The sequence below is a fragment of the Bradyrhizobium sp. 44 genome, from assembly GCF_023073095.1.
Taxonomy (GTDB): domain Bacteria; phylum Pseudomonadota; class Alphaproteobacteria; order Rhizobiales; family Xanthobacteraceae; genus Bradyrhizobium.
On record NZ_JADPIY010000033.1, the window covers coordinates 97,764 to 121,499 of the forward strand.

At 65.3% G+C, this 23,736-nt stretch carries 20 protein-coding genes and 2 pseudogenes; 13 read left to right on the forward strand and 9 right to left on the reverse strand.

Annotated elements, in window-relative coordinates; genetic code table 11:
• The first annotated feature begins 132 nt into the window (after positions 1-132).
• The 3 genes from IVB41_RS31805 (at position 133) to IVB41_RS31815 (ending at position 6,654) form a co-directional block, all read left to right on the forward strand.
• Complete coding sequence (locus IVB41_RS31805; RefSeq protein ID WP_247438421.1) at positions 133-2,523, forward strand: bifunctional diguanylate cyclase/phosphodiesterase; 2,391 nt, start codon at positions 133-135, stop codon at positions 2,521-2,523.
• A 100-nt stretch (positions 2,524-2,623) separates the two neighbouring features.
• A complete protein-coding gene (locus IVB41_RS31810; protein ID WP_247438423.1) occupies positions 2,624-3,916 on the forward strand; it encodes an MFS transporter in 1,293 nt (430 codons plus the stop codon).
• A 152-nt stretch (positions 3,917-4,068) separates the two neighbouring features.
• Positions 4,069-6,654: an EAL domain-containing protein gene (locus IVB41_RS31815; protein WP_247438425.1), complete on the forward strand. Its 2,586-nt coding sequence runs from the start codon at positions 4,069-4,071 to the stop codon at positions 6,652-6,654.
• 29 nt (positions 6,655-6,683) lie between these two features.
• Here the strand turns inward: IVB41_RS31815 and IVB41_RS31820 are convergent, their stop codons facing one another.
• Together IVB41_RS31820 and IVB41_RS31825 are read right to left on the reverse strand one after the other, a co-directional pair.
• Positions 6,684-7,487 (reverse strand): isocitrate lyase/phosphoenolpyruvate mutase family protein, encoded by an 804-nt coding sequence (locus IVB41_RS31820; protein WP_247438427.1) that lies wholly within the window; start codon positions 7,485-7,487, stop codon positions 6,684-6,686.
• Between the two features lie 57 nt (positions 7,488-7,544).
• Entirely contained in the window at positions 7,545-8,378 is an 834-nt protein-coding gene (locus IVB41_RS31825) for an alpha/beta fold hydrolase (protein WP_247403021.1), read from the reverse strand.
• A gap of 19 nt (positions 8,379-8,397) precedes the next feature.
• Between IVB41_RS31825 and IVB41_RS31830 the strand changes: the two genes are divergently transcribed.
• Together IVB41_RS31830 and IVB41_RS31835 are read left to right on the forward strand one after the other, a co-directional pair.
• The gene (locus IVB41_RS31830; protein ID WP_247438429.1) at positions 8,398-9,063 is read left to right on the forward strand and encodes a MarR family winged helix-turn-helix transcriptional regulator; all 666 of its coding nucleotides are present in this window, start codon (positions 8,398-8,400) and stop codon (positions 9,061-9,063) included.
• A 114-nt stretch (positions 9,064-9,177) separates the two neighbouring features.
• Positions 9,178-9,633, forward strand: coding sequence for a hypothetical protein (locus tag IVB41_RS31835; protein ID WP_027570768.1), 456 nt, complete (start codon positions 9,178-9,180; stop codon positions 9,631-9,633).
• Between the two features lie 78 nt (positions 9,634-9,711).
• Here IVB41_RS31835 and IVB41_RS31840 read toward each other — a convergent pair whose 3' ends face one another.
• The 4 genes from IVB41_RS31840 to IVB41_RS31855 all read right to left on the reverse strand — a co-directional run bounded on the left by IVB41_RS31840 (position 9,712) and on the right by IVB41_RS31855 (position 11,913).
• Positions 9,712-10,134 carry a hypothetical protein gene (locus IVB41_RS31840; protein ID WP_407062513.1) on the reverse strand — a complete coding sequence of 141 codons (423 nt, stop codon included), beginning with the start codon at positions 10,132-10,134 and terminating at the stop codon, positions 9,712-9,714.
• A 22-nt stretch (positions 10,135-10,156) separates the two neighbouring features.
• Positions 10,157-10,444: a hypothetical protein gene (locus IVB41_RS31845; protein ID WP_245287890.1), complete on the reverse strand. Its 288-nt coding sequence runs from the start codon at positions 10,442-10,444 to the stop codon at positions 10,157-10,159.
• Between the two features lie 126 nt (positions 10,445-10,570).
• Positions 10,571-11,107, reverse strand: a complete 537-nt coding sequence (locus tag IVB41_RS31850; RefSeq protein WP_247288054.1) for a hypothetical protein — start codon at positions 11,105-11,107, stop codon at positions 10,571-10,573.
• 194 nt (positions 11,108-11,301) lie between these two features.
• The gene (locus IVB41_RS31855; protein ID WP_247438431.1) at positions 11,302-11,913 is read right to left on the reverse strand and encodes a TetR/AcrR family transcriptional regulator; all 612 of its coding nucleotides are present in this window, start codon (positions 11,911-11,913) and stop codon (positions 11,302-11,304) included.
• A 129-nt stretch (positions 11,914-12,042) separates the two neighbouring features.
• Between IVB41_RS31855 and IVB41_RS31860 the strand changes: the two genes are divergently transcribed.
• The 4 genes from IVB41_RS31860 (at position 12,043) to IVB41_RS31875 (ending at position 18,737) form a co-directional block, all read left to right on the forward strand.
• Entirely contained in the window at positions 12,043-13,272 is a 1,230-nt protein-coding gene (locus IVB41_RS31860) for a cytochrome P450 (RefSeq protein ID WP_247438433.1), read from the forward strand.
• Between the two features lie 139 nt (positions 13,273-13,411).
• Positions 13,412-17,086 carry an AsmA-like C-terminal region-containing protein gene (locus tag IVB41_RS31865; RefSeq protein WP_247438434.1) on the forward strand — a complete coding sequence of 1,225 codons (3,675 nt, stop codon included), beginning with the start codon at positions 13,412-13,414 and terminating at the stop codon, positions 17,084-17,086.
• A 270-nt stretch (positions 17,087-17,356) separates the two neighbouring features.
• Entirely contained in the window at positions 17,357-18,475 is a 1,119-nt protein-coding gene (locus IVB41_RS31870; protein WP_247438436.1) for a DUF2336 domain-containing protein, read from the forward strand.
• Between the two features lie 19 nt (positions 18,476-18,494).
• Complete coding sequence (locus tag IVB41_RS31875; protein ID WP_247288059.1) at positions 18,495-18,737, forward strand: hypothetical protein; 243 nt, start codon at positions 18,495-18,497, stop codon at positions 18,735-18,737.
• Between the two features lie 51 nt (positions 18,738-18,788).
• On the opposite strand, the gene IVB41_RS35980 is transcribed toward IVB41_RS31875, so the two are convergent.
• Complete coding sequence (locus tag IVB41_RS35980) at positions 18,789-19,037, reverse strand: LysR substrate-binding domain-containing protein (RefSeq protein ID WP_407062510.1); 249 nt, start codon at positions 19,035-19,037, stop codon at positions 18,789-18,791.
• Between the two features lie 103 nt (positions 19,038-19,140).
• Positions 19,141-19,689: pseudogene (locus tag IVB41_RS35985) on the reverse strand (LysR family transcriptional regulator); the annotation flags it as partial.
• 229 nt (positions 19,690-19,918) lie between these two features.
• Between IVB41_RS35985 and IVB41_RS31885 the strand changes: the two are divergent.
• The 4 genes and pseudogenes from IVB41_RS31885 (at position 19,919) to IVB41_RS31900 (ending at position 23,154) form a co-directional block, all read left to right on the forward strand.
• Positions 19,919-20,703 (forward strand): annotated as a pseudogene (locus IVB41_RS31885) (carboxymuconolactone decarboxylase family protein).
• Between the two features lie 169 nt (positions 20,704-20,872).
• On the forward strand, positions 20,873-21,268 hold the full coding sequence (locus IVB41_RS31890; RefSeq protein ID WP_247438625.1) for a cupin domain-containing protein: 396 nt from the start codon (positions 20,873-20,875) through the stop codon (positions 21,266-21,268).
• 64 nt (positions 21,269-21,332) lie between these two features.
• A complete protein-coding gene (locus IVB41_RS31895) occupies positions 21,333-22,538 on the forward strand; it encodes an MFS transporter (RefSeq protein WP_027570778.1) in 1,206 nt (401 codons plus the stop codon).
• A gap of 130 nt (positions 22,539-22,668) precedes the next feature.
• Positions 22,669-23,154 carry a YkgB family protein gene (locus IVB41_RS31900; RefSeq protein ID WP_247438438.1) on the forward strand — a complete coding sequence of 162 codons (486 nt, stop codon included), beginning with the start codon at positions 22,669-22,671 and terminating at the stop codon, positions 23,152-23,154.
• A 15-nt stretch (positions 23,155-23,169) separates the two neighbouring features.
• Here IVB41_RS31900 and IVB41_RS31905 read toward each other — a convergent pair whose 3' ends face one another.
• Positions 23,170-23,667 (reverse strand): GNAT family N-acetyltransferase, encoded by a 498-nt coding sequence (locus IVB41_RS31905; protein WP_247358781.1) that lies wholly within the window; start codon positions 23,665-23,667, stop codon positions 23,170-23,172.
• Between the last annotated feature and the right edge of the window lie 69 nt (positions 23,668-23,736).

Here is a 23,736-nt window from a genome sequence, read left to right on the forward strand (position 1 = left end):
GTGCAGTTCTTAACCGGGGTCCTGTTCCGATAGTGGCTCCGGCGGCTCAACCAGAGGTTCGGTTGGCCGGGAGAGGGGACGGCGGTTTCTGGAATGGGCGGTCGGGATCAGAACGATCAGGATCGGGGACGTATGACCGGATGGTGGCGTGCCGCGCCGCTGCTCGGGCTCTATCGCCCTGCACTCGTCGCAGTCGGCGTTGGTCTTCTGTTCTCGGTCGCGGGTGCGGCCGCTGTGGCGCGATGGGAAGGCCGCGTCAACAAGATCGAGTTCGAAAACGCGGCCGAGACCGAAGTGATCGTCATGCAGAACGGCATGGGCGAGTACATCTCCAGGCTCGTCGCGTTGCGCACGCTGTTCGAATCGACCAACCAGGAGATCACCCGCAGCGAATTCGAGACCTTCAGCGCCCGCCTGTTCGAGCGCCATCCCGGCATGCTGCGCATCTCCTGGGTGCCGCGCGTGAACCGCAAGGAGCGCGCCGAATACGAGGCCGCGGCGATCACTGACGGCGTGTCCGGCTATCGCATCAAGTCGCTCCAGGGCGATGCGTTCGCGACCGCGCCGCAGAGCGACGAATATTTTCCGGTGCTCTACTCGACCCAGCCGAAGACGTCTCCGGTCTACGGCATGGACTACGCGACCATTCCGGAGCGCCGCGCGATCCTCGAGCGCGCACGCGACACCGACCGCGTCTCGGCCATTCGCACCCGCCTCTACGAGCCGAAGGCGGGCGGCCGGTTGCCCGACGTACTCGTCGCCATTCCGGTCTACGCCAAGGGAACATCGCGCGACACCGTCGTGGACCGGCGCCGCAATCTCGCCGGCTTCGTCGTCGGCGTCTTCGACCTGCCGCTGCTGATCCAGTCCATTCGCGCGACCACCGGGGCAAGCCCCGCGGTCAGCGTGAACGTCTATCCGCCGTTTACGGCGCAGATCGTCGGCCTGGAGGCCATGCTGCCGGATTATTCGTCGGCCGCGACGGCGCCGCAGTCGATGCGGGACGTCGCGCAGACCCTGCACTGGTCGGGCAATCTCAAGATCGGCGGCATGGATTGGCAGGTGCGGGCGGTTCCGGCTGCCGGCGGTCCGCTGGAGACGACTTACGATCGCGCGGGCGCGGTGCTGATCGTCGGCATGCTGCTGACGCTGTCGCTTTCGACCTATCTCATGCTCGCGAGCCGCAATTCGCAGCGGCTGTCGCTGGCGAACCGGCGGGTGCTCGAACTCGCCCAGACCGACACCCTGACCGGATTGCCGAACCGCGCCTTCTTCCTCGCCCGGCTCGACGAGCTCAATGGCCGTTTGATGGACGCTGGTCCGACCTTCTCGATCCTGATGCTCGACCTCGACCGCTTCAAGAACGTCAACGACTCGCTCGGTCACGGTGCGGGCGATGCGCTGCTGCGTCAGGTCGCACAGCGGCTGAAATCCGCGCTGCGCGCCAGCGACGTGCTGGCCCGGCTCGGCGGTGACGAATTCGCCATCATCCAGGAAGCTTGCGAGGATCAGCGCGTCTGCTCGACCGAACTGGCGGGGCGGATCGCCAAGCTCGTCGCCGAGCCGTTCCTTCTTCCCGGACATCGCGTCGAGATCGGCACCAGCATCGGCATTGCGATCGCGCCCGATCACGGCACCGATCAGGAGCAGCTGCTGAAGAAGGCCGACCTTGCGCTGTACCGCTCGAAATCATCGGGCCGCAACTGCTTTACCATCTACGACAAGGCGATGTCGGCCGAGCTCGAGGCGCGCAGCACGCTGGAAGGCGATTTGCGCCACGCCATCGCGCGGTGCCAGCTCGAGGTGCACTACCAGCCGTTTGTCGACGCCCTCAGCGGCGCGCAGCGCGGCTTTGAGGCGTTGGTGCGCTGGCGGCATCCGACGCGCGGCTTGATTCCGCCGGACCAGTTCATCCCGCTTGCGGAGGAGACTGGGCTGATCGTGCCGCTCGGCGAGTTCGTGCTGCGACGCGCCTGCGCGGACGCGGCCGGCTGGCCGTCCGACCTTGCGGTTGCAGTCAACCTGTCGCCGATCCAGTTCAAGGAGGCCGAGCTGTTCGAGATGATCAGCGCGGCGCTCGCCGATTCCGGGTTGCCGCCCCGGCGGCTGGAGATTGAGATCACGGAATCCGTGCTGCTGGAACGCGGCGTCGAGAACCACGCCTTCATGGAGCGGCTGAAGAGCATCGGCATCGCGCTCGCACTCGACGATTTCGGCACCGGCTATTCGTCGCTCAGCTATCTGACCGCGTTCCCGTTCGACAAGATCAAGATCGACAAGTCGTTCATCCGCAACCTCACGCATCAGCCGCGCAGCTCCGCCATCATCTCCTCGATCGTGACGCTGGCGCGCGGGCTGGACATGTCGGTCACCGCCGAAGGCGTAGAGACCCGCGAGGAATACGAACGGCTGAAGGCGCTCGGCGTCAATTTCGCGCAAGGCTATCTGTTCGGCCGTCCGCACCCAATCGAACGGATTCTGTTCGACGCGGCCGCCAAACCGCCCCAACGCGACGCCGCCTGAGGGCGGCCGCCCAAGGATCGCTCAATGGGGCATGCGCGAAAAGCGCTTGACCCGGGCAGCCCCGGATGGTCGGAAGGACCGTCCAGGGGTGAAACACACAATGCGGCTTCCGTTCTTCTACGGCTGGGTCGTGGTCGCGGTGACCTTCGTCACCATGGCCATCGGCGTCAACGCTCGCACCGCCTTCTCGCTGTTCTTTCCTCCCATCATCTCTGAATTCGGCTGGGAGCGCGGCGTCACCGCGGGCGCATTTTCCTTCGGCTTCGTGGTGTCGGGCATGGTCAGCCCGCTGATCGGCCGGCTGATGGATCGCGCCGGCCCGCGCGCGGTGATGGAGCTCGGCGTGGTTCTGATGGGTGGCGGGCTGCTGCTCGCGCCGCTCACGAGTCAGCCATGGCATCTCTACGTCACCATCGGCGTCATGGTTGGCGCCGGCTCGGTGTGTCTCGGCTATTCCGGGCAGTCGCTGTTCCTGCCGAACTGGTTCATCCGCACCCGCGGCCTCGCCATCGGCATCGCCTTCGCCGGGGTCGGCATCGGCTCGGTGACGCTGCTGCCGTGGGTGCAGCACATGATCGAAGGGACCGGCTGGCGCACCGCCTGCACGGCGATGGGCCTGATGATCCTGATCGTGCTGGCGCCGATCAATCTGTTCCTGCACAGGCGCCCCGAGGATATCGGCCTGCGGCCCGACGGCGATGCCGCGCCGGTCGCGGGTGCCGCAAAACCCGTCTCCAACATCGTCGATCCCGTCTGGGCCCAGACCGAATGGACACTCCGGAAAGCGGTCGCCACGACGCGGTTCTGGTGGATCGCGCTCGGCTATTTCTGCGGCCTCTACATCTGGTACGCGGTGCAGGTGCACCAGACCAAATTCCTGCTCGACATCGGCTTCAGCCCGGGTGTCGCGGTGTGGGCGCTCGGCATCGTCAGCCTGCTCGGCATTCCCGGCCAGATCCTGCTCGGCCATGTCTCCGACCGGATCGGGCGGGAATGGGTGTGGGCGATCAGCTGCGCGGGTTTTGCGATCTCTTTCGCGGCGCTGATGGCCCTGAAATTCCAACCGTCATTGTGGCTGGTCTATCTCATGGTGTTCACGCAAGGCGCGCTCGGCTACGGCCTGACCTCGATCATGGGCGCAGTGGTGTTCGAGATTTTTCAGGGCAAGCACCAGGGCAGCATTTTCGGCACGATCATGCTGGCGGCATTGGCCGGCGGCGCCGCCGGTCCCTGGGTCACCGGCTTGCTTTACGATCGGGTCGGCGACTACACGCTCGCTTTTGGCGTTGCCATCATCGTAAGCGGGCTGTCGGCGCTTTCGATCTGGCAAGCTGCGCCGCGCAAGGTGCGCGCCGTCGCCGGGAAGCTTCAGGTGGGCGCCGGCGCCGAATAGGTTCCGTACGCAGCGGATTACCCTCGCTTCTTTTGCAGAACATTAAGCATGTCGCGTCTTGGCGCGGCGCGACCGGGCTGCAAAAACGTCTTGGACACCATCGCGGCACTAGCCTCGGTTGCTGTATCTTCCCGATGCCTCCGGGTCTAGCGATGTCCGCCTCCGATTGTGCCATGACAGAAACTCCGGAAGTGCTGTTGGCCGCGCTCGAACGCGCCGACGAGGGCATCGTCGTCGTCGACAGCGCGCGTCGCATCACGCATTTCAATGCCGGTGCAGAGCGGATCTGGAATCTCGCACGCGCTGATGTGCTCGGCCGCGACGCCGAAACTCTCACCCTCAAATGCCTTCAGGCCGAACCGTTTGCGGAGTTCCGGGACGAGATCAGCCTGGTGCGCCGTGACGGCAGCCGGATCCGCGCGGCCATCTCGCTTTCATCCATTGCAAGTGGCGGCATTGCCTATCGCATCGTGTTCGCGCGCGACGTCACAGCGGACGCCGAGCGCCGCAGCAGGATCGGGCTTCTCCACGCCGTCTCCGACCAGACCAACCGTGCGGTGCTCATCACCGATACCGACCAGAACATTGTCTACGTCAATGCCGCCTTCACGACGCTGTTCGGCTACACCAGCGAGGAAGCCGAGGGCCGCCGCGCCAGGGGCCTGCTCGCGGGCCGCCACACCGATCGCAAGGCCGTTGCGAAGCTCGTCAAGCGCCTGATGGATGGCGGCCACCGCGGCGAGGTCGAGATGCTCGCCTATGACAAGGACGGCGAGGAGATCTGGGTCTGCGCCCGCATCGATGCCTTCCGCGACAAGAAGGGCCAGGTCAAGCACTTCTTCGCGCTGCTCGAGGACATCACCGAGACCAAGCAGCTGCGCTCGCTGCAGCAGCTCATCATGGGCGCGCTCGCCGACGAGGTCCCGATCGGCGAGATCGCCGACCGGCTGTGCCGCCGTGTCGAGCAGATGGCGCCCGACGTCGTCTGTTCGCTGCTGCACATCGATACCGCGGGCCTGATCCATCCGCTCGGCGGCCCAAGCCTGCCCGAGGACTATTCCCGCGCGCTGGACGGCGTGGCCATCGGCCCCAATGTCGGCTCGTGCGGAACCGCGGCCTTCTACGGCGAGCCGGTGCTGGCGACCGATCTGGAGACCGACCTGCGCTGGCAGCCCTACAAGGCGATGCCGCTCGCGATTGGCCTGCGCGCATGCTGGTCGACGCCGGTCAAGGCCAAGGACGGACGGGTTATCGCCACCTTCGCCTTCTACTACCGGGAGCCGCGCGCGCCGAGCAATTGGCATCGGCGCATCGTCGAGGCCTGCGTCAATCTCGGCGCCTTCGCAATCGAGCGCAAGGAGGCGCGCGCCGAGATCGCGCGGCTCGCCTATCACGATATCCTCACCGGCCTGCCGAACCGCGCGCAATTGCGGCGCCTGATCACCACCGCCATCGATGCCTGCCCGACCGGCAGCCACGTCGCGCTGGCCTTCCTCGACGTCGATCATTTCAAGGACGTCAACGACACGCTCGGTCATGCCGCCGGCGATGAGCTCCTGATCCAGCTGGCGCAGCGCCTGCGCGAGCAGATCGGACCCGAGGACATGCTGGGGCGATTAGGCGGCGACGAGTTCGTGATCCTGCTGCCGCGTCGCAACGCCGAGGGTGCCGAGCGCGTCGCGGCCGGAATCACCGAAGCGCTGGCGGCGCCGCTGCGGCTCGGCTCCAGGCAGCTGCAGATGTCGGCGAGCATCGGCGTCAGCCTCTATCCCGATCATGCGACCGACATCGACACCTTGATGCAGCAGGCGGACGCGGCCATGTACATGGCCAAGCAGGCGGGACGTTCGACCCATCGCCTGTTCAGCGCCGAGATGAACGGGCTCACCGAGCAGCGGCTGGCCTTGATTGCGGCGCTGCGCCGCGCCATCGCCGAGGGCGAGCTGACCCTCAGCTATCAGCCGCAGATTCGCAGCTGCGACGGCGCGATCCATGGCGTCGAAGCGCTGGCGCGCTGGCATGATCCCGAGCTCGGCGACGTCTCGCCGGCAAAATTCATCCCGCTCGCCGAAGAGTGCGGCCTGATCGAGCAGATCGGCCTGTGGTCGGTGCGCGAGGCCTGCCGGCAGATGGCGAGCTGGCGCCGCGCCGGGCTCGAGATTCCATCCGTGTCCGTGAACCTGTCGCCGATCAATTTTCGCAACGTCACGCTGGCCGCGCGGCTCAAGGACATCCTCGCTGAATACGATCTGCCGGCGGATGCGCTGATGCTCGAGATCACCGAGGGCGCGTTCATGCAGGACAGCGTCGCCGCGCTCGAGACGATGAACGCGATCCGGGAGCTCGGCGTCGGGCTTTCCGTGGACGATTTCGGCACCGGCTATTCCAGCCTGAGCCGGCTCGCCCATCTGCCGATCCGCGAGCTGAAGATCGACCGCAGCTTCATGCGCGACATCGAGCGTGACGCTGGCGCGCTCGCGATCGCCACCGCCGTGGTGCGCGTCGGCCAGGGCCTCGGCATGACCGTCGTCGGCGAAGGGGTCGAGACCGAGGCGCAGCGCAAGGTGCTGGCCGAACTCGGCTGCGACGTCGTGCAAGGCTTCCTCTACGCACCCGCACTCGCGCCTGTTGCCTTCGAGCGCTGGTTGATCGAGCACTGCGCCGAGCAGGCGCAGGCGATGCTGGCTCGTCTCGACATTGCACCGGCCGGCGCGACCGCAGTGAAGCGGTCAGCGTAGAAGCGACTTTCGGCGGGTGATGTCCGGGCTCAGACCTCCGGTTGCAGGAAGGTGCCGTATTGCTTGGTCGCGACGACCGCGGCTGCGGCCTGTCCGATCATCCGCATTGCTGCCATCATAGGCCACGGTCCAAGACTCACCCGCCGAACGCCGACGCGAGCCAGATCCGGAAGTGCGGGAACGCCTTGTGTCACCATGATGTTGACCGGCAGAGGCGTGAGCTGAACGAACCTTTCAATGAGCGCGAGGTCGGTGAGGCCGGGGACGAAAATTCCGTCGGCGCCGGCCTCGGCATAGACCTTCGCTCGCCCCGCCGCTTCGTTCATGCACTCGTCCGGCGATCCGAATTTCAGCAAGAACGGATCCGTTCTCGCATTGATGAAGAGCTGAACTCCCAGATTTTTCGCGGCGTGCCGCACGGCCTTGATCTTGGCGGCATGGAGCTCGGGATTGACGAGTTGCCGCTTTCCCCCTGATAGCCCGTCCTCGATATTGATGCCGACGGCGCCGGCTTTCAAAATCTCGGTCGCCGATCTGGCGGCAGCCTCCGGGGTGTCGCCATATCCGGCCTCCAGATCGATTGAGACTGGAACAGACACGGCCGCAGTCATCCGCGACACCAGGCCGGTCACCATGTCGAGCGGGACATTTTCTCCGTCGGCGTATCCAAGTGCGGAGGCGACCGCCCCGCTGCTGGTCGCGATGGCCGGAGAGGTCTTCGCGATGGCTTTGGCGGTGGCGGCGTCCCAGGCGTTGAACAGGATGAGCGGATCGCCCTTCCTGTGAAGGGCATGAAAGGTCTCGGCATATTGCTGTTGTGTCTTGGTGTCCATTGCGCGTACTCCGGATTAGAGAACTCAAAGGATGTTGTGGGCGACCGCCCTCTGCGTTCAGTCAGGCGCGTGCGTCTTGAACCAGCCCATGATCAGGCCGGTGACTTCTTCCTCACGCTCGAGGTGCGGGAAGTGCCCGACATCGGGCAGGACAATCCGCTTGTGCGGCCCCTTGAACAGCGGCTCCTCCTTGACCGAGTACCTCGCTGTCGGATCGTTGCTGCCATAGATCGTCAGCGTCGGCGTGTGCATGTCATTGATCGGCAGCCGGCGCGCGAGCCCCGCATCGGTCAGGCCTCCGTAATATTTAAGCGCTGCGGCCATCGTGCCGGGCGAGCTGAGCGTCTCCTTGATTGAACGGATGTGCTCGGCATTGTTGAATGTCGGCGACCACAGCTTCCAGAGATAGTCGACGAAGGGAAGTCCCTCGGTACTGACCGCGGATTCGGCGCCGGGAAGCTGGAAGAAATAGACATGGAAGACGGCTCGAACGAGCTCCGGATCCCGTCTGATGCTCGAAATTGTAATTGGATGTGCGGTGTTCATGACCACGGCGGCCTTGATTGCCGATGGCGCCGTTGCCAGCGCCTGAAAGGTCGAGGTGCCGCCCCAATCCATGCCGACGACGCGCGCCTGTCCGTCGTCACTCAGCGCCGCGATGAGGGCTTCGAGATCCTTGCCCAGTGCGATCGGATCGAAAACTCCGTCCGCCGGAATCTCGGTCGGCGCATAGCCGCGCAGGAACGGCGCGACCGCACGATACCCTGCATCCGCGAAGACCTGCAGCTGCTTTCGATACGACCAGGCATTATCGGGAAAGCCGTGCAGGAACATGACAAGGGGGCCGTCGCCCTGCTCGAGATAGGCGAAGCGCACGCCGTTGGCCTGCACGTATTTCAAGGCGGGTTCAATGCCTCTGGTATTCGCTTGGGCATTCGCTAGTCGTGCCGCGCTCCCAGTATTCATCGTCATTCTCCATGTCATCGTGCCCCGCGATCGAAATATGTGCGGAGCGCACATATTCGTCAAGTTGTTTTTTGTGCGCTCCGCACATATTGTCCGGCTCATGGAAAACGGAATCGCAAATTTGCTGGGGGCGCTTTCGCTCGCCGTCATGGATCGGATCGAGCAGGGCGCGCGCGAGGTCATCGGCCGCGGAGGCGAGACGCCTGCGGCACTGGTCGTCATCGGCTATGGCCAGGGCATGACCAACGACAAGCTGCGGCGGATTCTTGGCCTGTCGCATTCGGGAACGGTCCGGCTGGTGGACCGTCTGGTGTCGGATCGGCTGGTCGAACGTCGGCCCGGACAGGACGGCCGCGAGGTTGCTCTGCACCTGACCGCGAAGGGCGCCGCAACCCGCAACGACTTGATGACCTCGCGAATATCGGCGGTCGCGTCGCTTCTGGATGTGCTGTCGCCGGCTGAAACGAAACGACTCGAAACGCTGCTCCATGAGTTGTTGTCTCGGCAGGATACGTCCGAGATGGATCGCTTCACGATCTGCCGCATGTGCGACGACAGCGTTTGCACGAATTGCCCCTTGCCCACGGACAAGGGCAAACGCGCTCGCTAGCGGGCGCGCTCGACACAATCATCCGGCTTGGGCCCAACGCGCGTTCACGTCGCGGAAAGGAACGTCCGGCGCTTCTCCACGTTATCGGCCGTCGAGCGCAAACCGGGCCACACGATGAAGAAGATCGCCACCATGCTTGTCATGCTCTGTAGCTTGCCGGTTGCCGCCGGTGCGGAGAGCTGGAGTGGCTATCGCATTCCCGAGACCGGGACCAACGTCGACATCCCTTCGTCGATCTTCACCGAGCAAGCCGGTCGACCCGACGGGTATGGCATGCAGTACCGGACCAGCGACGGCCGCGCGGATTTGACGGTGCAGGCCGTTCCGAACGACGGCAGCTCACCGGCCGCTTTCCTGGCGCGAAAGAATCCGCCGCCCGGCATCACCTACAAGCGCATCACGCCGCGCTTCTTCGTGGTGTCCAGCACCCGGGGCGGCAAGATCTGGTACGACCGCTGCAACTTTGGCCGTCGCTACGTGCATTGCGTGTTGATCAACTACCCCGCTTCCGAGAAGCGGCAGTGGGATGCGCTCGTGACCCGCGTTAGCCGTACGCTGAGCGGCGGTTGATCCGCTCACAAAGAAAAAAACCTGCTCACAAAGAAAAAACTGCCCGCGAGTCGCGGGCAGCAGTCTCGTGAGGATGGTTCAGCGCACGTTCGTCGATGTTGTCGACATGGTCGGCTTGGAGCCTGGCACGTGCGACATGGTCTTGGTGGTGGACCCGACCTCCTCGCCCGCTTTCACTTTGGTGCGGGTGTGGGAGCGGCTGAACGTGCCACCCTCATGCGCCTGCGCGCGCGCATTGGAATTGAGCACCGGACCGTTGCCCTTGTTCATGCTGGTGCCGGACTGCGCCTTGCCGTTGGCAGACGCGGCGCTGCCGCCCGCTGCAATCGACGAGCCGGTCTGTCCGGAGCCCGAGGTCGACGTGCCGCCGGTCCCGAGCGTGCTGGCCGAGGTGCCGCCGGCGGCAGCCGAACCGCCGGTGCCTCCGGTCATGCTGGTTTGCGCCGACAACGGCGCGGCGGCGGCGAGCAGGAGTGCGACCGACGAGGTCGCGATCAACATTCTCATCTGTCAAATCCTTTTGCTATGGCGACGATGTCGAGATGGTGCAGCCGTTGACTGTGACGGTGCTCGCGCTGGTCGAACCGGGGCCGCCGGCCGTCGAGGACGAACTCGACACGTTGCCGCCACCGGCCTGGACGTGCACCGACGATCCGCCGGCCGAGCTCGAGCTCGAGAGCGAGCCGCTCGATGAGGTCGAGCCGGTTGTGCCCGAACCCGATGACCCCAGCGCGGTGATGCTGCCGTCGGGATGTTTTTCCACCGTGACCCGACAGGTCTCGCCGGATGCGGTCTTGCCGGTTTTCTGCATGGTTTCCCCCACAGCGGCGCTGCTTATCAAAGTCAAAACTGCGATCGCAACGATTGGTCTGTTCATGCCAGTCCTCCTCAGGAAGGACGAAGGAGCGGCATTGCTGCCGCTCCGCCGGCCGGGATGTCAGTCCTTGTCCTTCTTCATCTCGTCCTTGTGGTGGCCTTTGCCCTTTTCCATGCCCATGTCGCTGGAATGTCCCGCGGAGGAGCCGGCCGCTCCCACAGTCGAGCCGCTCTTGCCGCCGCCGGCCGACGAGCCGCCGGTGCCGACTGTCGATGCGGAATTGGAGCCCGAGCCTGCCGCAGAGCCGCCCGTGCCGACGCTGGACGAGCTCTTGCCGCCGCCGGCCGACGAACCGCCGGTGCCGAGCGTCGAGGCCGAGCCTGAGCCGCTGCCGGAGCCCGCGGCGGAGCCGCCGGTGCCGATCGACGAACTGCTGGTGCCGCCGCCGGCCGACGAGCCGCCGGTGCCAAGCGTCGAAGCCGAACCCGAGCCGCTGCCCGAACCCGCCGATGAACCGCCGGTGCCGACGGTCGAGTTGCTGGTGCCACCGCCGGCTGACGAGCCACCCGTGCCGACCGTCGAGCTGGACTGCGCCATCGCGAGCGCCGTACCGGCCAGCAGCGCGGCTGCGGCCACAGACAATTTCAGAATCCTCATCGCTGTCTCCTCCAATGATCAAATTGCCAAAACAGGCTCGGGATAAAGTGGCAAGGTGAGGAAACGTTCCTTGGATGGGGTACGGTGATGTGGAAAATGCGCGCGTATAATCGCTTCCAGGTTCCAGCGGCGCAGCGCGGCGCGCCGATGTCGAGCGGGAACAGCGAAGCTCGACGATCTGAAGACAACAAACGCTAGTCCGACGACAATCCTGTCCTGCGCCGCAGGTCCGTGATCGCGCGCAGAAAGCTGTCGGCCGGCGTCGTATCCGGATCGATCAGGCGGTGCAGGCGAAAGCCGTCTTCCAGCGCCAGCACGACGGAGGCCATCCATGGCGGATTGAGCGTGTCGCCCTTCGCGTTGCTCTTCAGCGTGGCCTCGACGATGTCGGCGACCAGCTTGCGCCGCGCGCGCAGGCGCTTTGCAAGCTCCGGTCGGCGCTTCTCCGCGCGCGCGACAAACAGGATCATCTCCATGTGGAGCAGCGGCGAGCGGCCGAGTGGATCCTGCCTTGTGCGATCCATCGCCTTCAGCGCCGCGATGAAGTCGTCGAGGTTGTCGTGCTGCGCGAGGATGTCCATGTTGCGCCGGATCGACTGCGCGACATGGTCCTCGAGCATGGCGATGATCAGCTCGTCCTTGCTCTTGAAGTTGGAATAGAACGCTCCCCGGCTGAATCCGGCCGCCGCCGCGATCGCCTCGATGCTGGCGCCGCCGATGCCGTCCTCCTCGAAAACGCGCGCGGCCGCCTCGAACAGCCTGTCGCGCGTGTCGTCCCTGGTCGGCCTGGTTCTCACCCTTGACATCGGAGCAGGTTAGGGCAGAATGCAACTCGATACAACAATGTATCGAGTTGATAATTCAGGGATGGTTACGCTGCGGCAAGAGGGGCTGCCCGCGTATGCGATTCATGCGGCAACCGATATGAGGTCACCATGAACGAGCACGTGCAGGGCGCCGGCGGTCCGCTGTTCAATCCGCTGTCGCCGGACTTCATCCGCGATCCCTATCCGCATTATGACCGGCTGCGCGCGATCTATCCGATTCACGTGACGCCGTTCGGCCAGTTCGTCACGAGCCGCCATGCCGATGTCAGCCTCGTGATGCGCGACAAGCGTTTCGGCAAGGATTTCGTCGAGCGTTCCAAGCGCCGCTACAGCGAGAAGATCATGGAGGAGCCGGTCTTCCGCAGCATGAGTCATTGGATGCTGCAGGCCGATCCGCCCGACCACAGCCGCCTGCGCGGCCTCGTCGTGAAGGCCTTCACCGCCCGCCGCGTCGAGGACATGCGGCCGCGGATCCAGGAGATCGTCGACCAGACCATCGATGCCGTGATCGACCGCGGCCATATGGACCTGATCGAGGATTTCGCCTTCCGCCTGCCTGTCACCATCATCTGCGACATGCTCGGCATCCCCGAGGACCATCGCGAGACTTTCTATAACAGCTCGCGCGACGGCGGACGGCTGCTCGACCCCGTGCCGCTCTCGCCGGAGGAGATCGCCAAGGGCAACGCCGGCAACATGATGGCGCAGATGTATTTCCAGCAGCTGTTCGAGCTGCGTCGCAAAAATCCCGGCGACGATCTTATCACTCAGCTGGTGCAGGCCGAGGAAGACGGCAACAAGCTCACCAACGAGGAGCTGACCGCCAACATCATCCTGTTGTTCGGCGCCGGCCACGAGACCACGGTCAATCTGATCGGCAATGGCCTGCTGGCGCTGCATCGCAATCCGGACCAGCTCGCGCTGTTGAAGGCGCGGCCGGAGCTGATGGTGGGCGCGATCGAGGAATTCTTGCGCTACGATTCCTCGGTGCAGATGACCGGGCGGGTCGCGCTGGAGGATATCGACGATCTCGGCGGCGCGAAGATCCCCAAGGGCGAGACCGTGCTCTGCCTGCTTGGGTCGGCCAACCGCGACCCAGCGGTCTATCCTGACCGGCCCGACCAGCTCGACGTCACCCGCCAGAATGTGAGGCCGCTGTCGTTCGGCGGCGGCATCCATTTCTGCCTGGGGGCCCAATTGGCGCGCCTCGAGGCCGAGATCGCCATCGCCACGCTGTTGCGGCGGCTGCCCGACCTGCGCATCGACGACGTCGAAAACCCGGAATGGCGGCCGACCTTCGTGCTGCGCGGCCTAAAGCGGCTGCCTGCGAGCTGGTGATGGCCGCCCGCGTTAACCTCCGCGCGCAACAGTCGCTGTGACTTCGCCACACTTCCCCCTATATAAGGGGCTGTTCCGGTACGTCTGAGGCCCTGCGGCTCAGGCAAGGCCCGCATCCGGTTTGGCCGAGGGGAGACCCGTGCAGACGACGCTGCTCGGATTGGCGATTGCCTTTATCTTAGCGCTGCTGGCCGCTCTGATCGGGCCTTACTTCGTCGACTGGAACCAGTTCAGGCCCCAGTTCGAAGCGGAGGCCGGCAGGATCATCGGCGTGCCGGTGCGGGTGGCGGGCGAGCTCGACGCGCGGCTGTTGCCGGCGCCGACGCTGCGGCTGCGCGGGGTCACCTTCGGCGGCAACAACGATCTCGGCCGCCTGCGCGCCGACAAGCTCGACGTCGAGTTCAGCCTGAGCTCGCTGATGCGCGGCGAATGGCGTGCCACCGAGCTTTCGGTCAACGGCATGGCGGTCGATCTCGGCCTCGACGCGCGCGGGCGGGTCGATTTGCCGTCCACCGCGAGCGGCAGTTTCAATCTGGCATCGCTGGCGATCGAGCGGCTGAACCTCACCGGCCGCATCGCCCTGCATGATGCCGCCAGCCGTTCGACACTGGAGCTCAACGACATCGCCTTCTCCGGCGACGTGCGGTCGCTGGCCGGCTCGGTCCGGGGCGACGGCAGTTTCACGGCCAGCGGCGTCCGCTATCCGTTCCGCGTCTCCTCCGGCCCGAGCGCCGACGGCAACGCCACCCGCCTCCACCTCAACATCGATCCCGGCGAGCGCGCCATCCTGGCCGATCTCGAAGGTGTGCTTGCCTTCGACAACCGCCTGCCGAAATTCGACGGCGCGCTGACGCTCGCCGTGCCGGCGCCGAAGAAGCCGGCCGAAGCGGGGCCGATGCCCTGGAAGCTCACCACGAAACTCAAGGCCGATCCGGCCGGCGCCAAGTTCGAGCAGGTCGACGCCAGCTTCGGGGCCGAAGACTCCGCGCTGAAGCTCGGCGGCGTCGGCGATATCAGGTTCGGAGCGTCGCCGCTGCTGCGCGCGGTGCTGTCGGCGCGCCAGGTCGATGCCGACAAGCTGACGGCCAAGAACGATGCCGAGCCGCAGCGCATCCTGCCGGCGCTGCGTGCTGGCCTCGCCGCAATCCCGCAGGCGCCGATCCCGGCGCAGATCGAGTTCAACTCCGACCAGATCATGCTCGGCGGCCGGCCGCTCCAGAACATCACGGCCGAGCTTGCGACCGACGGACGGTCCTGGACCTTCCAGCGGCTGGAGCTGCGCGCGCCGGGCCAGACGCAGCTCTCGCTCAACGGCGCGACGCCCGGCGCCGACAGCTTCAGCGGCCGTCTCAGCGTCGATTCCTCCGATCCCGATACGCTGGTGGCCTGGCTTCAGGGCCGCAGCGAGGTCAACCGCCGCAGCACGCGGCCGCTGCGCCTTGCCGGCGACGTGACCATCGCCGCCAACCATTTCGCCATCGACAGGCTGAAGGCCGAAATCGAGGGCGGCGCGGTCGAAGGCCGCATCGCTTTCGTCCAGACCGGCGCCAGCAAGGGCTCGCGGATCGACGCGGAGCTCAAGGCCGACCGCCTCGACCTCGATGCCGCCGCGAGTTTTGTGCGCGCGCTTTCGGGGCCTCAGGGCGAATGGCCGGAGGAAGCGAAGCTTTCGCTCGATATCGGCCGCGCGATCTCGGCGGGCCAGGAGCTGCGGCCGTTCACCACAAAACTCGGCTACGGCCCGGCATCGCTCTCGCTGGAGCAATTGCGGTTCGGCCAGGCCAGCGGCGTGACCACGGAAGCGAGCGGCAGCTTCGACCGCGCCAAGGCAACGGGCAAGCTCGCGCTGAAATCCTCCGCCAATTCGCTGCGCGATCTCACCGCGCTGCTCGAGCCGTTTGCGCCGTCGGTGCGCGCGCGCTTCGACGCCATCCCGTCGCTGCCAGGTGCGACCCGCCTCAAGCTCGACCTCAGCCTCGACAAGAACGCCGAGCATGCCGATCGCAACGACGCGCGTGCCGTGCTCGAGCTCGACGCGCCGCAGCTCAAGGCCAGCGCGACGCTGGCCGCGCAGACGCCGGTGGCCGCCGTCAACGGCATCGACATCGAGCGGTTGCGCAACAGCGACTTCACGCTGGATTCGAAAGTCTCGACACCGCAGGCCAGTTCACTGCTGGCGTTGCTCGGGCTCGATCGCGTGGTCGCCGCAGGCGAGGGCGCTTCGCAGTTCGAAGGCCGCTTGAGCGGCGCGTGGCGTCATCAGCTGCAATTGAATGCAAAGCTCAGCGGCGGCGGGTTGGACGCGGACGCACAAGGCAACGTCGAATTGTCGGAGCCGAAAGGCAGCGTGAATTTGCGCGTGCGCAACGCCAATCTGGCCCCGCTGTTCGGGACCAGCCCGGCCGATAAATCCGTGCAGAGCGTCAATCTGTCCTCGCGCGTCAGCCTTTCCGGCAACCGCCTGACCTTCAACGATCTCGACAGCACCTTGGCGGGCTCGCATCTGCGCGGTCATCTGGCGGTGACGCTCGATCAGGAGAAGACCGTCGACGGCGAAGTCGGCCTCGATTCGCTCGACCTCGTGCCGGCGCTCGCGATGGCCATCGGCGCGGCCGGACACGATGCCAATGCGCCGTTGAGTACCGGGCTTCTCGGCGGCTGGCGCGGCCGCGTCGCCTTCCAGGCCTTGCACGGCACGTTGCCCGGCGGCATCGAGCTGCGCCCCTTCGGCGGTACGATCCGGAGCGACGGTCAGTCGCTCGCGCTCGACGCACTGAAGGGCGGCGTAGGCGGCGGCGAGATGTCGGCGAGCCTCGATGCGCGCACTGGCGCCAACGGTCTGACGCTCAACGCGCGTATCGAGCTCGGCAATGTCGACGCGGCGGCGCTGCGCTATCGCGACCTCGCGCTGCCGAAGGGACGCGCCTCGGCGCAGATGGCGCTGACCAGCCAGGGCCGCAGCGTCGCGGCCCTCACCGGCGCGCTCGCCGGCAACGGCACGGTGACGCTTGATTCCGCTGAAATCTCCGGCCTCAATCCGCGCGCCTTCGAGATCGCCATCCGCGCCAGCGACGGCGGCCAGGTCGCCGATGACAATCGGCTGCGCCAGCTGGTCGAGCCCGCGCTGTCGGCGGGGCCGATTGCAGTGGCCTCGGCGCAGATCCCGTTCACGATCCGCGACGGGCGGCTGCGCGTCGGCGCAACGTCGTTGGAGGCGAAGAACGCGCGCGCCATCGTCTCCGGCGGCTACGACATCCCCGCCGACCAGGCCGACATCCGCGCTAGCCTGACGCCGATCATGACCGGGCTCTCCGGCGCTCCGCCCGAGATCCAGCTGTTCGCGGCGGGTCCCCCCGACAGGCTCAATCGCACCGTCGATCTGGCGCCGCTGTCCTCGTGGCTCGCGGTGCGCACGATCGATCGCGAGACGCGCCGGCTGGATGCCATCGAGCGCGGCGAGCCGCCGCCGGCGACCGCCGCGCTGCCGACCCTGGTGTCGCCCGAACCGACGCTGGAGCCGTCGCTGCCGGATGTGCCGATGCCCGGCCGCGATCCGCGCCGCGCGCCGCCGCCGAAGCCCAAGGCCGACATCAGGGTCGCGCCGACCCCGAAGGCGCCGCAGGCCGCTCCCGCAGCGCCAAGCCCTCCACTTACAAGCCCTCCACTTACAAGCCCCCAACTCACAAGCCCGCCGCTTGCGAACCACCAGATCGCGCCGCTGCCTCCGCCGATCGACGTGAGGCCGGCTCCCGGCCCGCCGCCCGCAAAGCCCAAGCCAAAGCCGCCGCTGGTGCTGACGCCACAGAATCCGTAGGCGACAGTCCGTCATGCCCGGGGCTTGTCCCGGCCATGACGCCGCAGAGGCATCAGTGCCCCAAGCCTTTTCAGCTAGCGGGAGAGGGGCGCAGCTTCCTCGCGACGCACCGGTAAACCCATTCCCTCGCTTTTTAACGAATTTTGCTCGGCAAAACTGATCTGCCGACTTTACCGGATTCTCGCGTTTGTTCCCTAGTCTCTGTTCCCAGAGGAACTCGGCGTCCTGCGGCACAAGCAGGATGGCTAGCCAAGAACTGGGGTCATCGGGATGAACGGCGCGACAACACTTCTGCAGGATCTGGACGACGCGATCGCACGTGGCACCGACGAAAGCCGGACCAAGGCGTTGTGGCACGCGACCGACATTCTGATCACCGGCCGCTACAGCGACGACGAGATCAGCACGTTCGGCGAGGTCATCGGCCGGCTCGCCGACGAGATCGAGGTCGCCGCACGGGTGCAGCTCTCCGAGGTCATGGCAGCCTGCGATCACGCACCGCTCAATGTCATTGCGCAACTCGCGACCGCCGACGAAATCGAGGTCGCCGGTCCCGTGCTGCGCGACTCCAATCGTATCGACGAGAAGCTGCTGGTCGAGAGCGCCATGACCAAGAGCCAGTCGCATCTGCTCGCGATCGCCCAGCGCAAGTCGATCGGCGAGGCCGTCACCGACGTGCTGGTCAAGCGCGGCGACCAGGAGGTCGTGACGTCGGTTGCCCGGAACGAGGGCGCGCGCTTCTCCGGCTCGGGCCTTCTGCACATGGTCCGCCGCGCCGAGGGAGACTCGATTCTCGCCGAGCAGCTTGGCCTGCGCAAGGACGTGCCGCGTCACATCTTCCAGCAGCTGATCTCGAAGGCGTCGGAAGACGTCCGCCGCCGGCTCGAGCACGAGCGCCCGGAAATGGTGGCGCAGATCCAGAGCTCGGTAAGCGACGTCACCGGCGATCTGCACTCCAAGTTCGGCCCGTCCTCGCGCAGCTATTTCGTCGCCAAGCGCGTGGTGACGACGCAGTACCGGCAGGGCAACCTCAACCAGGACTCGATCTCGAACTATGCGCGTCAGCACCGCTTCGACGAGGTGCAGATCGGCCTGTCGCTGCTGTCGTCGCTGCCGGTCGACGTGATCGAGCGTGCGATGATGGACCGCAATCGCGAGATGATCCTGGTGCTGTGCAAGGCGCTCGATTTCTCCTGGGACACCACCATGTCGCTGCTGTTCCTCGGCGCCAAGGATCACCTGATCACGGCGCGCGAGCTCCACGATAACGAACGCGATTTCGGCAAGCTCAAGATCGAGACCTCGCGCAGCGTCTTGAAGTTCTACCAGTCGCGCAAGAGCGCGGGTGCCGACGCGGGCCGTCAGCCCGAGCTCCAACAGGTGCACTGAGCGAGAGGGAGTATCTGCAATGTTGCCTCAATTCGGCACCGCCGTTCGCAAGAAGAACCTCAACAAGGCCGCAGCCGGCGAGATCGGCGGCGGAGCGGCCGACCAGGCCTCGGTCGATGCCGCCTGGCTCGTGCTGGAAGCCGCCAACGACCTCGGTGACCATGCCGCTATCGAAGCCTGCCGCCGCGTCATCGACGCCGAGCTGAACGGCACGGCCGCCGGCAGCGCGGATGTCGATCTCGTGCTGGGGTATTTCAGGTAGCAGTCGTGCCCGGCCGAGGATTGTCCGGCACCGTGAGAGCGGCTGTGAGTTCTACTTGCCGCGATATCGAAGGGTCTCGACGAGCAGCGAGAATGCCGGTGAAGGTTGGCGCCGACTGGGATAATAAAGGTGGTAACCCGAGAACGGCGGACACCAATCCGACAGCACCCTGATCAGCCGGCCCTGCGAGATGTATGGCTGCACGTGCCCTTCGGTGAGGTAGGCAAGTCCGAAGCCTTTGAGCGCGCCCTCCAGCAGAAGCCCTGCGCTGTTGAACACGAGCTGTCCTTCCACGCGCACGTTGAGCTCCCGACCGTTCTTCTCGAACTCCCAGGCGTAGAGGCTGCCGCCGTGAGTCGGTAGGCGCAGATTCAGGCAATTGTGCCCAGTTAGATCCTGAGGCGTCCTGGGGTCGCTTGCGTTCAGCGAAGTAGGACGGCGATCCAACGACGGCCATTCGAAGATCGGGGCTTATTCGCACAGCGATCATGTCCTTGGCGACGAGCTCGCCCGGACGAATTCCCGCGTCGACCTGCTGCGCCACGATGTTGGTGAGCCCGTAGTCGATGATCACTTCGGCGTGGATGTCTGGATACTGGGGAAGAATCTTCCCCAGCGCCGGCAGCAGGATCTCGGCGGCGGCGTACTCCGTGGCGGTCAGCCGTACGGTTCCCGCGGGCTTTTCCCGGAGTTCGCTCAAGGCGGCGAGATCAGCATCCATCTCCGTGAATTTGGGCCCGAGGCTCAGGAACAGCCGTTCTCCGGCTTGGGTTGGCGTGACACTCCGGGTCGTTCGGTTGAGAAGACGGACGCCCAGGCGCTCCTCCAACTTTCGGACGATCTGGCTCAGCGCCGATTGCGTCATACCAAGCTTGGCTGCGGCACGCGTGAAGTTGCGCTCCCTCGCCACGGCGAGGAAGGCCAGGATATCGCTGGCGTCATCCCGGTTCATTGATAAGCCTGTCTTATGACTGCATTCGAATTTTATCACCTAATCGGACCGGGGCGGAAGCCTTACTTTCTCATCAACATGAGGGGCCACTTGATCTCGTCATCGCCCAAGGGCTCGCCAGCCCGCGATCGGATTGGTCGCAGCCGGGCGCGATCGACGTCCGAACTCTGCCCAGCACTCGTCGCCTTGTGGCTGATGGCGCACCGGCAAATCTGGAAGGATCCACGCGATGAGAATGCTCGCAGCGGCCTTGTTTTCATTCTGCCTGTTTGCTGACGGCCCGGTCGCGGCGAAAGACGCATCCAGCGACGGAGCAAAGACCATATCAAAGCCGGAAGACATCCGTGCGGTCGCGCCAGCCCTCGAAGGCTACGCGCAAAAATTTGTCGATGGCGATCTGTGGAAGCGACCGGGTCTCTCGCCTCGGGACCGCAGCATCGTCACCGTCGCAGCTCTCATCGCACGTGGTCAGACGGTGGAGCTGCCATACTATCTGGGTCTCTCGCTGGAGAATGGCGTGAAGCCGTCGGAAATATCGGAGATCATCACGCATCTGGCCTTCTACACCGGCTGGGCCAACGCGATTGATGCGATCCCGGCTGCGAAGCAAGTCTTCGAGAGCCGCAACATCGGCGCCGATCAGCTCCCGCCCGCGACGGGACCGCAGCTGCCGCTCGACGAAGCGGCGGAGAAGCAGCGGGCAACGCGCGTCGGAGAGCAGTTCGGGCAGATCACGCCGAGCCTTGTCCAGTATACGACCGACGTGCTGTTCCGCGATCTCTGGCTCAGGCCGGCGCTGGCTCCGCGCGACCGCAGCCTGGTGACCGTGAGCGCGCTGATTGCCACGGGTCAGGTTGCGCAGATCACCTATCATCTGAACCGCGCAATGGACAACGGCTGACGCGGGAGGAAGCCGGCGAGGTGCTCGGCCATCTCGCCTTCTACGCCGGATGGCCCAATGCTTTCTCCGCGGCACCTGTCGTCAAGGACGTCATCGAGAAGCGACCCCGCTGAAAGAACGAAAATGCCTCGGTCGACAATCCCGCTCGCGATCCTCCACGAGCGGAGACATGCCATGGTGACACGCAGAGACATACTCGTTGGCGGAAGCGCCTCCGCCCTCGTCGGAATTCGACTGGCCCCGGCGCGCGCGTCCGAAGCACTGAAGGAGACTGCAATGGACATCGACATCAAGAGAAACGGATCTCGCCCTTCCCAGAAGGGCCCTGAAGACTGGTTCACCGGGACGGTGCGCATTGACCCGTTGTTCGCGGCTCCCGAGCCTGCACGCGTGAGCGGCGCCCAGGTCACTTTCGAACCTGGCGCACGCACGGCCTGGCACACGCATCCGCTTGGGCAGACGCTGATCGTGACAGCAGGGCTCGGCTGGGTGCAGCGGGAAGGCGGTCCTGTCCAGGAGATCAGGCCCGGCGACGTCATCTGGTTTCCTCCAGGGTTGAAGCACTGGCACGGCGCGTCGGCCACCACAGCCATGACGCACATTGCCATCCAGGAATCGCAGGACGGCCGAGCGGTCGACTGGATGGAGAAGGTCGGCGACGAGCAGTACCGAATGTGAAGACACTTCATCGGGCGCATCATCTGACCCGGGCGAGCGCGCCCAGTCGATCGGAAGAGGTTTCATGAGCGTACAACTCGCCCCAAAAAACGAGACGCTGTCGCCCGGTCCGGCATGGAGCGCGGTCTTTGCGCTGACCCTCTGCGTCGGGACATTGATTGCGTCCGAGTTCATGCCAGTCAGCCTGCTGACCCCCATCGGGACCGGTCTCCACATGACCGAGGGGCAGGCGGGCCAGGCCATCGCAGTCTCCGGACTGTTCGCCGTCTTCGCCAGCCTTGCGATCTCCTCGGTGACGCGGGGCATTGATCGGCGCAGTCTTCTGCTGGGCCTCACCTCGCTGATGATCGTTTCGGGGCTGATGGTGGCGCTGGCGCCGAACGCGCTGGTGTTCATGGTAGGGCGCGCGCTGATCGGGGTCGTCATCGGTGGGTTCTGGTCGATGTCGGCGGCCACCGTGATGCGCCTTGTGCCGGAGCAGCAGGTCGCGGCCGCCCTTAGCCTCCTCAATGGTGGCAACGCGCTGGCGACAACGATCGCCGCGCCGGTCGGGAGCTTTCTAGGTCAGTTCATCGGCTGGCGAGGCGCCTTCTTCTGCGTCGTCCCGCTCGCGATCATCACCCTGGTCTGGCAATACGCGACATTGCCCTCGATGCCTTCGGAGCGCGACGCCGCAGGGAACGTATTTGGGTTGCTCCGCCGGCGGTCTGTCGGCATTGGGATGCTCTCGGTCGCTCTCCTGTTCATGGGCCAGTTCGCGCTTTTCACCTATTTGCGGCCATTTCTGGAGACCGTGACGCGCGTAGACGTCTCCACGCTCTCGGCCATCCTGCTCGTGCTCGGAGTCGCGGGCCTGCTGGGGACCTACCTCATCAGCTTCCTTCTGAGGCGGAGCCTGCAAGCACTTCTGATCGGGATGCCGCTTGCGATGGCGGCCCTTGCCCTCGGCTTGATCGCCTTCGGAAGTTCAACCATCGTTGTCACCGTGCTGCTGGCCGGTTGGGGCCTCATCGGCACGGCCGCGCCGGTCGCCTGGTGGACCTGGATGAGCAGGGCGCTGCCTGAGGATGCGGAGGCGGGCGGCGGGCTGATGGTCGCGGTGATCCAACTCGCCATCACGGCGGGCGCCTCCCTCGGAGGATTCTTGTACGACAGCAGTGGATACCGGAGCGCCTTCATTGCCGCCGCCATCCTGCTCTGCGGCTCCGGACTTCTAGCTTTTGGGGTCAGCACGGTGCGAGATCGGGAGAAGGAACGACGGGCCGCCTGAAAGCATCGCACGCATCCGTGATCTCCGAAACCTGCCGACGCGGGTAACGACCGAAGCTCCCCTTCGTACAGCCTTCAGCGAGCGTAGTCTCGCAGAGCTGATGGATGTGAAACCGGGGAGACATGGTCGGATGAAAGAGTTCAACGTCGCTGAGGTCGGGGGTGGTTCCTATCGTCCTCTTGCCATTCTGCGCTGGGTCATGGTGATCATATTCGTATCGTTTGGCATGCAGAAATTCACGCCGCAGTCCGCCCAGGGGATCGCCCAGTTCATCAGCAATAGCCCGTTCATCTCCTGGCTGTCGGTGTTCGGCCTGAGGGGAGAGGCCTATGTCCTCGGCGTCGCTGAATTCGTGATTGCGGCGCTGCTCGCGGCAGGCAGCTTCAGCCCGGTCTCGTCCGCGCTTGGTTCATTCATGGGCATGGTGACCTTTGCGATCACCTGGTCGTTCTTCTTCACGACGCCCGGCGTCGTCAAATGGAGCCTTTCATCCGATCCGATGGCGTGGAATCTGACCGGCGAATTTCTGTTCAAGGACATCGTCCTGCTCTGCGTTTGCGCGGTGTTGTTTCTGGCCTCGCTGCCACGATCGGTTGTTCGCCTGCGCACCGAATGATCGTCAGGCCGTCTCTCAGCGACGAATCCGGTAGAGAACGCCGTTCTCGCCGTGACGGAACGTGCTTCGCTCGAGGAGATAGTTGGACTTCTCCAGAACGCGGCGCGATGCGCCATTGCCGACATAGACCAGGCCGATGAGGGACGGCAGCTCGTGGTGTAGCAGTCCGATATCGGTCAGCGCGGTCGCGGTCTCGCTTGCAAGGCCGCGGCCCCAGCATTCGCGCTTGAACGCGTAGGCAATCTCGATCTCGTCGATATCGTCCACCAGGATGTGCCGGATGCCCGCTCGCCCGGCGAATGCCCCGTCTTTCGTTCGCAGCACCCACAGCCCGAAGCCATACTGGTCCCAATGGGAGATATTTGCGTCCAGATAGGTCTTCGTCCTCTCCGCCGGGCGGACGCCGCCGAGATAGCGCGAAACGTCCGCATCGAGATGCAATGCGACGAGGTCGGCGAGATGATTTTCGTTCAGCCTCTCGGCCGTCAGGTTCTCGGTGCTGAAATGATCCATGGACCCGGATAGCCGCTTTCGGAGCAGGTCAGGATGACGCGCCTTCGCCGCCCCTCATGATTTCTAACA

What these genes read in the sequence shown, in the direction of transcription:
- IVB41_RS31805 (WP_247438421.1), top strand. Translation starts at nt 133, where the DNA reads ATGACCGGATGGTGGCGTGCCGCGCCGCTGCTCGGGCTCTATCGCCCT.
- IVB41_RS31810 (WP_247438423.1), top strand. Translation starts at nt 2,624, where the DNA reads ATGCGGCTTCCGTTCTTCTACGGCTGGGTCGTGGTCGCGGTGACCTTC.
- IVB41_RS31815 (WP_247438425.1), top strand. Translation starts at nt 4,069, where the DNA reads ATGTCCGCCTCCGATTGTGCCATGACAGAAACTCCGGAAGTGCTGTTG.
- IVB41_RS31820 (WP_247438427.1), bottom strand. Translation starts at nt 7,487, where the DNA reads ATGGACACCAAGACACAACAGCAATATGCCGAGACCTTTCATGCCCTT.
- IVB41_RS31830 (WP_247438429.1), top strand. Translation starts at nt 8,398, where the DNA reads ATGCCTCTGGTATTCGCTTGGGCATTCGCTAGTCGTGCCGCGCTCCCA.
- IVB41_RS31835 (WP_027570768.1), top strand. Translation starts at nt 9,178, where the DNA reads ATGAAGAAGATCGCCACCATGCTTGTCATGCTCTGTAGCTTGCCGGTT.
- IVB41_RS31840 (WP_407062513.1), bottom strand. Translation starts at nt 10,134, where the DNA reads ATGTTGATCGCGACCTCGTCGGTCGCACTCCTGCTCGCCGCCGCCGCG.
- IVB41_RS31845 (WP_245287890.1), bottom strand. Translation starts at nt 10,444, where the DNA reads ATGCAGAAAACCGGCAAGACCGCATCCGGCGAGACCTGTCGGGTCACG.
- IVB41_RS31850 (WP_247288054.1), bottom strand. Translation starts at nt 11,107, where the DNA reads ATGAGGATTCTGAAATTGTCTGTGGCCGCAGCCGCGCTGCTGGCCGGT.
- IVB41_RS31855 (WP_247438431.1), bottom strand. Translation starts at nt 11,913, where the DNA reads ATGTCAAGGGTGAGAACCAGGCCGACCAGGGACGACACGCGCGACAGG.
- IVB41_RS31860 (WP_247438433.1), top strand. Translation starts at nt 12,043, where the DNA reads ATGAACGAGCACGTGCAGGGCGCCGGCGGTCCGCTGTTCAATCCGCTG.
- IVB41_RS31870 (WP_247438436.1), top strand. Translation starts at nt 17,357, where the DNA reads ATGAACGGCGCGACAACACTTCTGCAGGATCTGGACGACGCGATCGCA.
- IVB41_RS31875 (WP_247288059.1), top strand. Translation starts at nt 18,495, where the DNA reads ATGTTGCCTCAATTCGGCACCGCCGTTCGCAAGAAGAACCTCAACAAG.
- IVB41_RS31895 (WP_027570778.1), top strand. Translation starts at nt 21,333, where the DNA reads ATGAGCGTACAACTCGCCCCAAAAAACGAGACGCTGTCGCCCGGTCCG.
- IVB41_RS31900 (WP_247438438.1), top strand. Translation starts at nt 22,669, where the DNA reads ATGAAAGAGTTCAACGTCGCTGAGGTCGGGGGTGGTTCCTATCGTCCT.
- IVB41_RS31905 (WP_247358781.1), bottom strand. Translation starts at nt 23,667, where the DNA reads ATGGATCATTTCAGCACCGAGAACCTGACGGCCGAGAGGCTGAACGAA.